We start from the raw sequence: 13,917 nt of genomic DNA on the forward strand, positions 1-13,917 counted from the left end.
ATATGAGCATATTAGTTAGCATAGAAGATTTATTATCTGGAAACGTGGTGGAAGGCACACGTATGGAGTTTAAAAAAGGATGGAATCCTAAACCCATTATGCGTTCTGTATGTGCTTTTGCTAACGATTTTGAGAATGAAGGTAGTGGTTATATTATTGTAGGTGTAGATGAAGTAGATGGCAAACCAATACGCCCTGTTTTTGGCTTTCCTCCAAACGATTTAGAAGCTGTAGAAAAGAAATTAATAGGTTTATGCAATCTTATGCAACCTCACTACATGCCTCGTACATCTTTAGAGGCTATTGACGGCAAACATGTTTTGGTTATTTGGATTACAGCAGGTAGTAACAGACCGTACAAAGTGCCAGATGATGTTTTAGCGAAACATAAAACCTATAACTATCGCATTCGTTTTAACTCCAACAGTATTGTTCCAAACCCAGAGCAAGAAGCTGAATTGTTGCAACTTACAGCCAAAATCCCTTTTGATGATAGGGTCAATACACAAGCTAGTGTAAATGACATGAGTTCTTCACTTATGCGAGAACATCTTGAGAAAACAAAAAGTAGGCTATTAGAGGAAAGCAATAAAATGACCGTAGAGGAACTTGCTGAAAAAATGAACTTATCTCAAGGAGCAAATGAACATTTGTTTCCTAAAAATGTGGGCTTACTCATGTTTTCAAACCATCCAGAGAAATATTTTAAAGGTGTTCAAATAGATGTTGTAGAGTTTCCAAATGGCGTTGCAGGAAAAGAATTTACCGAAAAGATTTTTCAAGGGGCAATACAAAAGCAATTAGTAGATGCTCTCTCCTATATAAAAACCAATGTAATTAAAGAGAAAGTAATTAAACATCCTGATAAAGAAGCTTCCGATAGGGTTTTTAATTATCCATTTAATGCTATTGAGGAGGCTTTATCTAATGCTGTTTATCATAGGAATTATGAGCTTCAAGACCCTATTGAAGTGAGAATACTTCCTGATGCTATTGAGATTATTAGTTACAATGGTGCTGACCCTTCTTTAAAACAAGAAGATTTTGACAAAGGCATTGTTAGAGCTAGACGTTACAGGAATAGACGTATTGGAGAATTTTTAAAAGAATTAAGACTTACTGAAGGTAGAGGAACTGGTATCCCTACTATTGTAAAAGCTTTAAAAGATAATGGTTCTGGTAGTCCTACATTTGATACTAATGAACCTCAAAGAACTCATTTTTTAATTGAGATTCCTATTCATCCTGAATTTGACGACCAAGAGAATGACCAAGTTACTGACCAAGTTACTGACCAAGTTACTGACCAAGCAAATAAACTAACTAAAGAACAAATTGAAGTTTTAAACTTTACTCTCAAACCTCAAAAAAGAAAAGAGATTTTAGAAGAATGTCTAGGGCTTTCTAATCAAACTAAAAACTTTAGCACACATATTGAACCTCTTGTAGTTTTAAATCTGATTGAATTGACTATTCCTGATAAACCAACTAGTCAAAATCAAAAATATGTAACTACCAATATTGGAAAGAGTGTTCTTGCATCTATTAAAAATAGAGATAAAAATGATGAAGTAACTAACTAGGTAACTAAGGTAGTAACTAAGATGGTAACTAAGGTAGTAACTAAGGTAGTAACTAGGTGAGTAATTAAGATAAGACATACTATGGCAAAAGGTATTCATACTGAACTAACATTTGAAGAAGCTATTGAAGCATCGCTTTTAGAAGAAGGTGGTTATGCAAAAGGACTATCTAAAGACTTTGATGCTCAATTAGGTTTATTTCCCACATATATAACTAATTTTCTTAAAGACTCTCAACCTAAAGCTTGGGATAAATTAAATAATATCCATAAAGAGGATGTAGAAACCAAAGTTGTTCAACGTTTAATTCGAGAATTGGATTTAAGAGGAACTCTTGATGTTGTTAGAAATGGATTTACAGATTATGGCGTTAAGTTTAAAATGGGCTATTTTAAGCCTGAAACCACACTTAACGAAGATGATAAGGTATTATACCAAAAAAATCATTTAAGCGTTACCAGACAGCTTTATTACGAGCGTAATGGCAATAACTCTTTAGATATGGTATTGAGTTTAAATGGACTACCAATTGCCACCATAGAGCTTAAAAATCAGTTTTCTGGTCAAGATGTTAACAATGCCAAAAAACAGTATGTTTTTGACAGAGAGCCAACCGAACCAATATTTGCATTTAAAAAGAGAGCTTTAGTGCATTTTGCTGTAGATACGGATGAATGCTACATGACCACTAAACTAAATGCTAAAGCCACTCGCTATTTACCTTTTAATTTAGGGTTTAATAATGGAGCAGGAAATCCACCAAACAAAGATGGGTATAGAACGGATTACCTTTGGAAATATGTTTGGGCTAAAGATAGCTTCATGGATATTATTGGTAAGTTCCTTCATTTGCATGTTGAAGAGTATGAGCTAAATGGAGTAAAAAGGAAAAAAGAAACCATGATTTTCCCTCGATACCATCAATTAGATGTGGTTAGAGAGTTAACCAAAAATGCTAAAAGCAATGGAGCAGGTAAAAACTACTTAATTCAACATTCGGCAGGTTCAGGAAAATCCAATTCTATTGCTTGGTTATCTTACCGATTATCCAGTTTACACAATGCCAGTAATGAGCGTATTTTTGATTCCGTAATTGTAATTACAGACCGTAGGGTTTTAGATAGTCAATTACAAAATACCATTTATCAATTTGAGCATAAACAAGGCGTAGTTCAAAAGATTGATAAGAACTCTCAACAATTAGCAGATGCTTTAACAGCAGGTTCTAACATAATCATCACAACGCTTCAAAAGTTTCCATTCATTCTTGATAAAATTGGGGAATTACCAACAAGAAAATATGCTGTTATTATTGATGAAGCTCACTCCTCTCAAGGTGGTGAAGCTACTAAAAAGATGAAGGAGGTTTTATCTGCAAAAACATTAGAAGAAGCTCAAGACCTTGAATTAGATTCTGGTTTAGATGATGATGCAGAAGATGAAATTAGAAAGTCTATGGAAGCCAGAGGCAAACAAGACAATTTAAGTTTCTTTGCCTTTACTGCTACTCCAAAAGCCAAAACTGTTGAAGTATTTGGAACACCTAATATTGATGGAACACCAAAACCTTTTCACTTATATAGCATGAAACAAGCTATAGAAGAAGGATTTATTTTGGATGTGCTTCAAAATTATACGACTTACAAAACTTATTTTAGGCTCTCAAAAGAAATTGTGGAAGACCCAAAGGTCAACAAAAAACAAGCATCAAGAGCAATAGGTCGATTCCTTTCTTTGCATCCACATAATTTAGCTCAAAAAACAGAAGTAATAATTGAGCATTTTAGGCAAGTAGTTTCAAAAAAGATTGGAGGTAAAGCTAAAGCAATGGTTGTAACCAGTTCTAGGCTTCATGCTGTACGTTATAAAGAAGAGTTTGACAAATACATTAAAGATAAAGGCTATACGGATGTAAAAACATTGGTAGCATTCTCTGGAAAAGTTATTTATGACACCTACCCAGAAGGTGTTACAGAAGTTGAACTTAATGGGTTTAAAGAAAAAGAACTTCCTAAAAAATTTGCTACTAGCGAATATCAATTACTTTTAGTGGCTGACAAGTACCAAACAGGATTTGACCAACCATTATTGCATACTATGTATGTGGATAAAAAATTGTCAGGGGTAAAATGCGTACAAACACTTTCAAGACTGAATAGAATGTATGCAGGAAAAGAAGATACTTTTATTTTAGATTTTACTAATGAAGTGCAGGACATTGTAAGTTCATTCCAACCCTATTATGAATTAACAACTATTGAGTCCAATACAGACCCAAATCATTTATATGATTTGAAAAATGAAATTGAAAAAGCTCAAGTAATCTGGCATTCAGAAGTTGATAATTTCTGCAATGTCTATTTTAAATCCATGAATGCTTTAAATGTAAAGCAACAAGCCAAACTAAACGCATTTATAGACCCTGCTGTTGAACGCTATAAACAGCTTCCAGAAGAGAACTCAAAAGAAGATGTAATAGGAACTGAAACCACTCAAGACAATTTCAAACATGCCCTACAATCGTTTACTAGAACCTATTCGTTTTTAACTCAAATCATGCCTTTTACGGATGTGGATTTAGAAAAGCTATTCACTTACAGTAGATTCCTTTTAAAGAAATTGCCACGTAAAAATCAGCGTGATAGGTTTAAGCTAGGGGATGAAGTTTCATTGGAATATTATAGACTTCAAAAAATTGCTGAACAAAATTTAGTGCTTGAGAGTATAGGTGAATATGGATTAGATGGTCTAACAGAATCAGGAATTAGAGCTACTAAAGAAGAAAAAGAAGCACTATCTGAAATCATAAACGTACTCAATACAAAATTTGGGACAGAGTTTACAGAGGCTGATAAGTTGTTTTTTGACCAAATAGAAGAAGAACTAGTAGCTGATAGCAAACTATCTGAACAAGCTCAAAACAATACGTTAGACAACTTTAAATTTGGCTTTGAAGATGCTTTTATGGATAAGCTTATTGGTAGAATGGAACAAAATCAAGACATCTTCTCTAAAATGATGGATGATAAGGATTTTGGTATGATTGTAAGGAATTATATGTTGAAGAAAGTTTATAAACGATTGAATGAGTAATTGTCTATGACTAATGATAAATCAGATTGGATAGAGATGCCAGACTTTGAGTTTTTCAAAGAAGAAGAGAAAACCCCAACAAAGCACACAAGTTTTCTACTTGGTGCAGGGTTCTCAGTTAATCATGGCTATCCTACGGCAAGTGAACTTAATAGTCAAATACAAAATATTAATCCTGACAATTACTCAATAAATAGCGAAGGTAACCTCTTTAACTTACCTGCTACTGTAGATGACCCAAATTGGTTTTATGCAGATGCAAAAAACAAATTTTTTATAAAAGAATTAATAGCCTTATTTCTTAAAGAGAATAAGGTTTTTGATTATGAAGAATTTTATGATTTCCTAGTAAATCCAAAACTGGCAAAAAGAGAAGATTTCAAAAAAATCGCTAATGAATTTAGGGAGAAATTTAATATAAATCAGGATGAAAACTCTTTGGAGTATAATGACAGGAGATTAATCGACACTACAATTAAGTTAATAAATCAATTAATTCAAGTTTTACTAGTTGATAAGCATGGGCAAAATTTTCATAAGCCAATTCATCAAATGAAGCCTTTGCCAAGCGAATATACTGGATTTCTTCAATTTTTAGAGCAAACAGGCAAAACTTCTATTGTTCACATTCACACATTAAACCATGATATTTTGTTTGAGACGTTTAACCATACCGATTGGATAAATGGTGAACTCTCAACTGGCTTCGAGGAATTAGGCTCAAAGTTTTATGCACGAATGCAAGATAATATTATGATAAGACTGTCCTGTTTTACCAATCGATATGATACTAGATATAGACTGTATAAACTTCATGGTAGTATTGACCAATTTCCTTTTAGGCATCAAGATGGTAGCCCAAAGGAATATATAAAAATAAAGAAAGGTGTTAACATTTCAAATCTCTACAAAGAAGTACAGAAAGGAGATGGGGAATTCAATTATGAGAATGATTTCACAAACTATTATGCTGATTTCTTGTCTGGTACATCATCTAAAATATTAAGGTATAATGATGAAGGGTATTATAAAAAAGTTTTTAATCATTTTAAATCTAACCTAACAAAATCTGATAGGCTTATCATTGTAGGATATGGATGTAGAGATTCTAAAATAAATGAATTTATTTTAAATAATTTTGATTTCAGAAACAAAGAAACCGTAATTATTGACCCTTATCCTTCAGATAAAGTTGTGGCATTTGCAAATAAATTAGGTGCAAAGCTTATTAAGCAGACTCCTGATAAATCATTAATTGACAAAATATAAAACCCTAGTCTTTCAACTAGGGCTTATAAACTAATTCCAAAATAAGAGCTTCTGAAACCAACTCTTCTTTCTAGGTTCAGGTTTAGATAATTCAACAGAATCACTTAACCCCTCCTCTAAATTTTGCGAGTCTTTATTCCTATAATACTCTTCTCTTTCAGAATCTTCAACTGCTCTGACTTCACGTATTGTTTTGTCAGACCATTTTAATGACCATTCAACCTCGTTGTTAGTAATCCAATAATGAGATTTACAATCAAAACTCCAGTTACCAACCGATGGTTTTAAACTGATTGCTTCTCCATTATAAATCATTTTCCATCCTGTAGGAGTTAAGGGCGTATTAACTTCACTTCCACAACCACAGGCACATTTATGAATCACAGTACCATAATCTAAAGAAATGTACAGAATACCTTCTTCAATTATATCTGGTATAAAGTCAACGAACTTATGCTGAAATCTCATCACTTACTAATTGATTAACATTAATCGAATAAGTGCTGTGATGCTCATTCTCAAGGTCATTTAAAACACCATAACGCTTGTAAAACTTAATTACAGCAAACGTTGCATTTAAACAGTTCAAAGGAGCAATTTGGATATTGGAAGCATACTCTTCATTTTCTTCATCAGCAAATGAAATACATCCATTCCAAACATGGTCTCTTTTATTTTTAGTACTCGTAGTAGTCCTAATCATTCCTATTAAGGAATCATCAACTCGTTCCACTCCAATTCCTGTATCAATAAATTCGACCCCTTCATCTTCCAGTTTTTTAAATATTAATTCTTTGATTTCACTTTTGTCAATACAAACAAATACAAAATCCAAATCTTTAAGCATACCTACATTAGATTCATTTATAAACAAACCATGAGTTATAATATGCTTGTGCATTTTAGAATAAATATTATAAAGATAATCTATCTTTAAAACGGATTCATTGAGTTCTTCCAACGAAGGTGCACCAGGTGCTCTAAAAGCATTATGTTGTAAAAACTTATCACCATCATACAAGTGTATTTCGCCTACATAAGTTTTTGCTATGAAATCTAATATGTAAGAACCTGTACCTCCAAGACCTATAATGCCAATTTTAAGCCCTGACAACTTCTGGTTAATAGCTTCAATTTCAGCTTTTGAAGAATTTGTGTCACTATAATTTAATACAGACTCCTCATCCAATGACTCAATAACTTTATATGTTCGAGCAGTAGCACTAGGGTCAATATTTCTGGCAGGTGCTGAAATTATTTCAGCATACTGCACCATTTTATCATAGTAATTCTGATAACCATTTGCAGGTTTATTTGAAAATGAATGGTTTACAACAATCCTATCAGTTAAATTCGTAGTTCGGCTCGAATGCTGTAACTGACGAATTATAGTTCCATCAATGTTACAAGGAAATTCACCTGCAAAATGAATTACATGTGTATTAGGCTTTGTAACTTGATTGTTAGCAATAGACACGTTGCTAACCAACGTGCCTTTTACTACTTCTTTATTAGCGTTCAAATAAGGAACACTATGCATCAATAAGTAATTCCCAATTACTTCTACTTCGTAACCATTGTCACGAAGTTTTTTGACATCTGGACTATGATCTATTAGTTTGTGTGACATTGAAAATCATTTTATTTTTAACATATATCACTTCACCTTTAACCATACTTCCTTCTGGCTTACTAGGTACACCTCGCTTGTAATTTATTGTATAAATCACATTAGGATTAGTTGAAACTTCTCCATAAGCAAGTTTTACAACATCATCGAAAGAGATTTTTTCATTGCTCCATGCCTTTTCTCTGGCATTTACAATAACGCATTTAATCTCTTCTCGTTCACAGCTCACAAAACATGATGTTTTTGTTATAGCTATCTTATGTTCTACATCATCCTTATAAGAAACCTCTACATTTCCTTTCCGAATCTCTTTTAGATAGAATCGGTCAGGATTAATACCTGCTACTTCCATTATTTCTAAAGGAGTCATAAAGCACTCTTCAACTTCGTACTGCTTATCATCAACTTTTATTTTCAGCTTTCTATAAGGTTTTGCCTTGAAGCCTTCAATACCTGCTGTTTTGAGGTCAACTATCTCATCAAGTTGAATTGGCTCGAAGCCCTTCTCGTTGATTTTGTATAGTAACTCAAAATCCTCTACAGGAGTCAAATTAGCAATAGTTAATAATTCACGTCCTGTTTTTTTTGATTCGTCGGACTCGAATTTCTGATTATTAATTTTAAATAAATAAATCATCTGTTTTAAAATTTATTGTTTTACAAAATGCCATCAAAATAGATAGCTCTTTAACACCCCATTTTCTTTAAAACAGCATGGGCTATGTACTGCTCAGGTAAAATATTTTGTTAAAACAATTGTATAAATCCTAAAAAGATGTTACTTTCGTAGAACAAAATAAAAACATAAGGAACGCTTCAATTTAGGTGACAAGCCTTTTGAAGATTAGTTTACCAGACTAAAAAAAATTCCTAGATAATCTTAAATCCAATCTGTTGCTCCAACAACAAATTGGATTTTTTTATTTCATGTCAGCTTAATATTTAAAATTATACATCTACAAATATACTAAAAAAATCAGTTAAGTAAATTTTTAGTGATAACAATTTTGTTAAACTTTATTTTATATTAATATTTTTAATTGATTCTAAAACAAACTTACAATATTTTTAAAATAGATTCGTTATACTGTTATATAAAGTTTTTAACTTTTATCAATTAATTCAAATAAAGTTATTAACATATTATTGATAATAAGAAGTTAATAACTATATTTGTACACTTTTTAAATCTAAACCCTTTTATGCGAAACAAAGTCATTCACCCAGGTATTACACTTGATAATATGTTGAATGAAAGAAGTTTAAGCCAACGAGACCTAGCCTCAAGAATTGACGTAGCTCATTCTTTGCTCAACAATATATTAAAAGGTAATAGGAATATTAATGTTCATATAGCTATAGCACTTGAATCAGCAGGATTTGAGGATGCTAATTATTGGCTAATGGAACAAATGAAATTTAACTTATATCAAGCTCACAATGATGAAGATGTAATTAAGAAAACAAAATCAATAAAAGAATGGAATGATATTGAAGAGAGTGGGATTGTTCCATTAAACTTCTTTAAAAAACAAAATATTGGAGTCAATACATCAGATGATATTGATAAAATTTATAGAGTTTATGGTGTGGAAGATTACAAAAGTCTTGAAAAAAGAGTGAGTGAATTTAATCCTACCTACTTTAGAAAATCCTCAAAATTTTCTGAAAACAAGTACAATGTAGTCGCTTGGTCTCTTATTGCTAAATATAAAGCAAATCAAGAAACAGTTCCTAGCTTTAAGCGTTCAAATGAACAACTGTTGTTAAAAGAGTTGAAAAAATGCTTTTACAGCAACCAAGATGTAATCAACAAAACAAGAACAATTTTAAATAAGTTCGGAATAAAGTTTTTTACATTAAACAGACCTCCTCAAACTCCAGTTGATGGAAAGTCATTTATGTCAGGAGAGAATCCTGCAATTGTTTTATCTCTAAAATATAAACGTCTGGATAATTTTGCTTTTACGTTGTTCCATGAATTAGGTCATGTTTTTGAACATTTAACTAATCCTGACAAACCCCAATATCGAGACGAGGAATTCTTTATAAATAGCTCCAATACAGAAATTGTAGAGTTTGAGGCTGATAACTATGCAAGAAATAATCTAATAGAACAAAATCTTTGGAGTGATTTTATAACTCTAAATGAAGAGTTTACTGATGATATTATTTTAGATTTTTCTAAAAGACATAAAATACACGCAGGTATTGTTAGAGGGAGAGTATGTTTTGAATACAACGAATATTACAGAAAAAGGTCTGTAATAACTGCTCTAAATAAACTTGAGGTAGATTAACCATTACATACAAAATGAAAGACATCACCTCCTTGTTTTGGGGCAGGGGTGTCTTTTTTTTATCCCCCAACCCCTATTGATTATTACAATTAGTGATAATTCTGATGCAGAAAACGGTAGGAGTCCCAAAGAATAAAATTTTCTTTGATAGATAAGATTTTTTATTATAACTTGCTAAAGCTTCAATTAACTCTAAAGCCAAACACTACAAGGCTTTCAAAATATCATAAAATCTTTTATTTTGGGGAACATGTGGGGATTGTATAAAAAAATAATCCTCTAAAAGATTTATTATCAATCAATTAAAGGATTATTAGCGTACTCAAGGTGGGAATCGAACCCACACTTCCGAAGAAACTGGATTTTGAATCCAGCGCGTCTACCAATTCCGCCACTTGAGCAAATTTTGGACAGCAAAAATAGAAAATATTTTTCGCTAACCAACTAAAAATACTAGGTTTTATATATTCCCTAGCAAATAATTTTCCTAAATTTGACCCTAGCTAAAAACACAACTAACAACTCTTTTTAATTACTCATCGCAATGCCGAATAATACCATAGAAGCCAAGGTTTTTCCATGTACCCAAAGTAAAGATTTAGCAGAACAAATTGCTGACGCCTATGGAGTCAAATTAGGTAAAGTTATAACATCCACATATAGTGATGGTGAGTTTCAACCCTCTTATGAAGAATCTATCAGAGGAACTCGAATTTTCATCATCGGTTCTACACATCCAGGTCCGCAAAACCTTATGGAAATGCTTTTAATGATAGATGCTGCCAAACGTGCATCTGCAAGACATATTACAGCTGTGATGCCTTATTTCGGATGGGCAAGACAAGACAGAAAAGACAAACCAAGAGTGCCAATCGCTGCTAAATTAGTAGCAAAAATGCTTGAAGCTGCTGGTGCTACTCGTATCATTACAATGGATTTGCATGCGGATCAGATACAAGGCTTTTTCGAAAAGCCTGTAGATCATTTATACGCTTCCACTATATTTTTACCATATTTAAAAAGTCTTAACTTAGATAACCTAACAGTTGCATCACCAGACATGGGAGGTTCTAAACGTGCCTACGCTTATTCTAAAGCATTAAAAAGTGATGTTGTTATTTGTTATAAGCAACGTGCAAAAGCCAACGTTATCTCACACATGGAACTCATTGGAGATGTTACAGGTAAAAATGTGGTTTTGGTAGATGATATGGTGGATACTGCTGGCACGCTTACCAAAGCCGCAGATTTAATGATGGAACGTGGAGCTAAAAGTGTAAGGGCAATATGTACACATCCTATTTTATCTGGTAGTGCTTACGAAAGATTAGAAAACTCCAAACTTGAAGAGTTAATCGTTACTAATTCTATTCCTCTAAAACAAGAAAGTAAAAAATTAAGGGTTTTAAATTGTGCTGAATTGTTTGCAGAAGTCATGTATAATGTGCATCACAACAAATCCATTAGTAATAAGTTTGTGATGTAAACGGTTTTTTTAAAGTACTCAACTCAACCATTATCCGTTTAAAAGTTATTTTTTCTTGCTATTATTTCTAAAGTTTAAAAAATAGCAAAAGAAAGCTAGTATTTCCGTATTATTTTTTTAAATTTGCAGCCCTCTAACGCAGGATCTGCTTAGAGAGGACAAACCCTCAAAATGAGGTAATTAATAATATAAATTAAAATTTCTAAAATGAAATCAATTACAATCAATGGATCTCAAAGAGAAAGCGTGGGCAAAACGTCAACAAAAGCCCTACGTAATGCTGGTCAGGTTCCTTGCGTATTATACGGAGGAGAAGCTAAGCCAGTGCATTTTACAGCGCCAGAACTAGCGTTTTCGAAACTCGTATACACACCAAATGCGCATACGGTTGTGATAAAACTAGATAACGGAGACACTTTTAATGCTGTAATGCAAGACATTCAGTTTCATCCTGTAACAGACAGAATTCTTCATATAGATTTTTATGAAATCTATGAAAACAAGACCATCACCATGGAAATTCCTGTAAAAACAGAAGGTGTTTCAAAAGGAGTGCTGAATGGAGGAAACTTAAGAATGCCTTACAGAAGATTAAGAGTAAAAGCTATTCCTTCTAAATTACCAGATTTTATAGAGATAGATATTACACCTCTAAAAATTGGAGACAAAGTTTACATTGGCGACTTAAAGAACGATGATTACGATTTAATTCACCCAGACAATACAGTTGTATGTCAAGTAAGACGTAGTAGATTGGCCATTGTTGATGAAGTGGATGAGGAAGAAGAAGAGGAAGAAGGAGTTGAAGGAGAAGAAGGAGCTGCAACTGCAGAAGGAGGAGCAGATACGCCTGCTGCGGAAGAAGCAAAAGAATAAATCAATATTTTTTCAAATATTTAAAAAGCATTCTGTATCAGGATGCTTTTTTTATTTTTACACAAATAGAACAAGATGTTTAGGTTTTTAAAAAAATGGCTTGGTTTTAGCAATACTATTGAGCAAAATGAAGTAGACAACATGAAAAAATTCTTAATTGTTGGTTTAGGTAATATTGGTGAAAAATATAGTAATACCAGACATAACATTGGTTTTAAGATTTTAGATTACCTGGCTGATAAAGAAGATATTTCTTTTGAAACATTAAAGCTAGGTGATGTTTCTACTATAAAAGTTAAAGGGAGAACTCTGATTCTTCTAAAACCAAGTACCTATATGAATCTAAGTGGAAAATCCGTAAAATATTGGTTAGAAAAAGAAAAAATTCCATTAGAAAATCTACTCGTTATTACCGATGATCTCAATTTACCTTTTGGTACTTTACGGTTAAAAACAAAAGGTAGTGATGGTGGGCACAATGGTCTCAAGGATATACAAGATAAATTACAGACCACTAAATACAATCGTTTTAGGTTTGGTATAAGTGATGCTTTTAGTAAAGGAAGACAGGTAGATTATGTTTTAGGTGAATGGGGTGATGAAGAAAACGCGAAGCTCAATGAACGTTTAAAAACATCTGTTGAACTCATAAAATCCTTTGCTCTGGCAGGCGTAAACATTACCATGAACCAATTTAATGGAAAATAAAAAAGACCGCAAATTGCGGTCTTTTTTATTTTATAAGAACTGTCTTAATCAGATTTATTCTTAAAATTAAATCTCACTAAAACTTCATGTGTCCCATTACTCATATTAGAAATATCATCTCTAGTAGAACTTTCATAAGCATAGCCAATATCCATCCAGTCGGCTAAGTTAACCATCATTAATCCAGCGAAAGCTTCATCTGTTCTATAAGCAGCTCCAACTTCAAACCTCTTGTAAAATCTAAAAGCTGCAGTAATATCTGCAGACAATGGAGTTCCACTTACATATCTAATAATAGTAGAAGGTCTAAACTCTGTGTTTTCACTTATGGAAAAATTATAACCACCAGACAAATACACATGAGCCTCTTCTGTAGCTTGAGTTACTCTTCCTTCTGATTCATCAATTCTTTCGCTAGATAAAATACTAGGTATAGAAAGAGAAACAAAATAATCATCGTTCATTAAGTATGCACCAGCTCCAAAATTTGGTCTAAAACCAGTGTCTATATTACTTAATGCCGGATCGGATTGAAAACCAAAATTTGATAGGTTATCTCTATTTATATCATATGTACTTCCACCTGCCTTTAAACCCAAAAACAGGTCTGTAGCTTCTGAGATTTGCAGTCGATAAGAAAAATCAATATTAAAACTCGTTTGACTTTCAATAAATACTTGATCAGCTACCAAAGATACACCTACACCTATTTTATCACCAATAGACTGAGCATAAAAGAAACTTTGAGTTTCTGGCGCACCTTCCACATTAACCCATTGACTTCTAATATTTGATGTCAGGCTCGTGTTACCATCGGCACCTGCATAAGCAGGATTTATAACATTCATTGTATATCTATACAAAGTATAGTTGGGTTCTTGTTGAGCATATACAGACCCAAACAAAAGAATTGCAATTATTATTAAAGTGTTTTTATAAAAATTCATTGTGTTCATTTTATTTAAGTTATAT

General features: G+C 32.6%; 11 protein-coding genes and 1 tRNA gene. 7 read left to right on the forward strand and 5 right to left on the reverse strand.

Annotation, left to right across the window (positions count from 1 at the left end; all coding sequences use genetic code 11):
* The first annotated feature begins 2 nt into the window (after positions 1-2).
* The 3 genes from SIB89_RS08160 (at position 3) to SIB89_RS08170 (ending at position 5,945) form a co-directional block, all read left to right on the forward strand.
* Positions 3-1,583, forward strand: coding sequence for an RNA-binding domain-containing protein (locus SIB89_RS08160; RefSeq protein WP_412561850.1), 1,581 nt, complete (start codon positions 3-5; stop codon positions 1,581-1,583).
* A gap of 81 nt (positions 1,584-1,664) precedes the next feature.
* Entirely contained in the window at positions 1,665-4,676 is a 3,012-nt protein-coding gene (locus tag SIB89_RS08165; RefSeq protein WP_412561851.1) for a type I restriction endonuclease subunit R, read from the forward strand.
* Between the two features lie 6 nt (positions 4,677-4,682).
* Positions 4,683-5,945: a hypothetical protein gene (locus SIB89_RS08170; protein ID WP_412561852.1), complete on the forward strand. Its 1,263-nt coding sequence runs from the start codon at positions 4,683-4,685 to the stop codon at positions 5,943-5,945.
* A gap of 30 nt (positions 5,946-5,975) precedes the next feature.
* Here SIB89_RS08170 and SIB89_RS08175 read toward each other — a convergent pair whose 3' ends face one another.
* Genes SIB89_RS08175 through SIB89_RS08185 form a run of 3 tightly spaced genes read right to left on the reverse strand, consistent with a single transcriptional unit; the run spans position 5,976 to position 8,212 of the window.
* Positions 5,976-6,413 carry a DUF6527 family protein gene (locus tag SIB89_RS08175; protein WP_412561853.1) on the reverse strand — a complete coding sequence of 146 codons (438 nt, stop codon included), beginning with the start codon at positions 6,411-6,413 and terminating at the stop codon, positions 5,976-5,978.
* Positions 6,397-7,575 (reverse strand): ThiF family adenylyltransferase, encoded by a 1,179-nt coding sequence (locus SIB89_RS08180; RefSeq protein ID WP_412561854.1) that lies wholly within the window; start codon positions 7,573-7,575, stop codon positions 6,397-6,399. Before SIB89_RS08180 ends, SIB89_RS08175 begins: the two co-directional genes overlap by 17 nt.
* Positions 7,550-8,212 (reverse strand): multiubiquitin domain-containing protein, encoded by a 663-nt coding sequence (locus SIB89_RS08185; RefSeq protein ID WP_412561855.1) that lies wholly within the window; start codon positions 8,210-8,212, stop codon positions 7,550-7,552. The genes SIB89_RS08180 and SIB89_RS08185 overlap by 26 nt, the downstream gene beginning before the upstream one ends.
* 565 nt (positions 8,213-8,777) lie before the next feature.
* On the opposite strand from SIB89_RS08185, the gene SIB89_RS08190 reads away from it, so the two are divergent.
* Complete coding sequence (locus SIB89_RS08190; RefSeq protein WP_412561856.1) at positions 8,778-9,875, forward strand: helix-turn-helix domain-containing protein; 1,098 nt, start codon at positions 8,778-8,780, stop codon at positions 9,873-9,875.
* A gap of 319 nt (positions 9,876-10,194) precedes the next feature.
* On the opposite strand, the gene SIB89_RS08195 is transcribed toward SIB89_RS08190, so the two are convergent.
* Positions 10,195-10,276 (reverse strand) — tRNA-Leu (locus tag SIB89_RS08195).
* A 143-nt stretch (positions 10,277-10,419) separates the two neighbouring features.
* Here SIB89_RS08195 and SIB89_RS08200 point away from each other — a divergent pair.
* The 3 genes from SIB89_RS08200 to pth all read left to right on the forward strand — a co-directional run bounded on the left by SIB89_RS08200 (position 10,420) and on the right by pth (position 12,945).
* Positions 10,420-11,361, forward strand: coding sequence for a ribose-phosphate pyrophosphokinase (locus SIB89_RS08200; protein ID WP_155088869.1), 942 nt, complete (start codon positions 10,420-10,422; stop codon positions 11,359-11,361).
* Positions 11,362-11,568: 207 nt separating this feature from the next.
* Positions 11,569-12,237 (forward strand): 50S ribosomal protein L25/general stress protein Ctc, encoded by a 669-nt coding sequence (locus SIB89_RS08205; protein ID WP_273289225.1) that lies wholly within the window; start codon positions 11,569-11,571, stop codon positions 12,235-12,237.
* A 75-nt stretch (positions 12,238-12,312) separates the two neighbouring features.
* On the forward strand, positions 12,313-12,945 hold the full coding sequence (pth, locus tag SIB89_RS08210; RefSeq protein WP_412561857.1) for an aminoacyl-tRNA hydrolase: 633 nt from the start codon (positions 12,313-12,315) through the stop codon (positions 12,943-12,945).
* A gap of 44 nt (positions 12,946-12,989) precedes the next feature.
* On the opposite strand, the gene SIB89_RS08215 is transcribed toward pth, so the two are convergent.
* Positions 12,990-13,892, reverse strand: a complete 903-nt coding sequence (locus tag SIB89_RS08215; RefSeq protein ID WP_412561858.1) for a type IX secretion system membrane protein PorP/SprF — start codon at positions 13,890-13,892, stop codon at positions 12,990-12,992.
* Positions 13,893-13,917: the final 25 nt, after the last annotated feature.

The sequence above is a fragment of the Winogradskyella sp. MIT101101 genome, from assembly GCF_047126865.1.
Lineage (GTDB): Bacteria > Bacteroidota > Bacteroidia > Flavobacteriales > Flavobacteriaceae > Winogradskyella > Winogradskyella ouciana.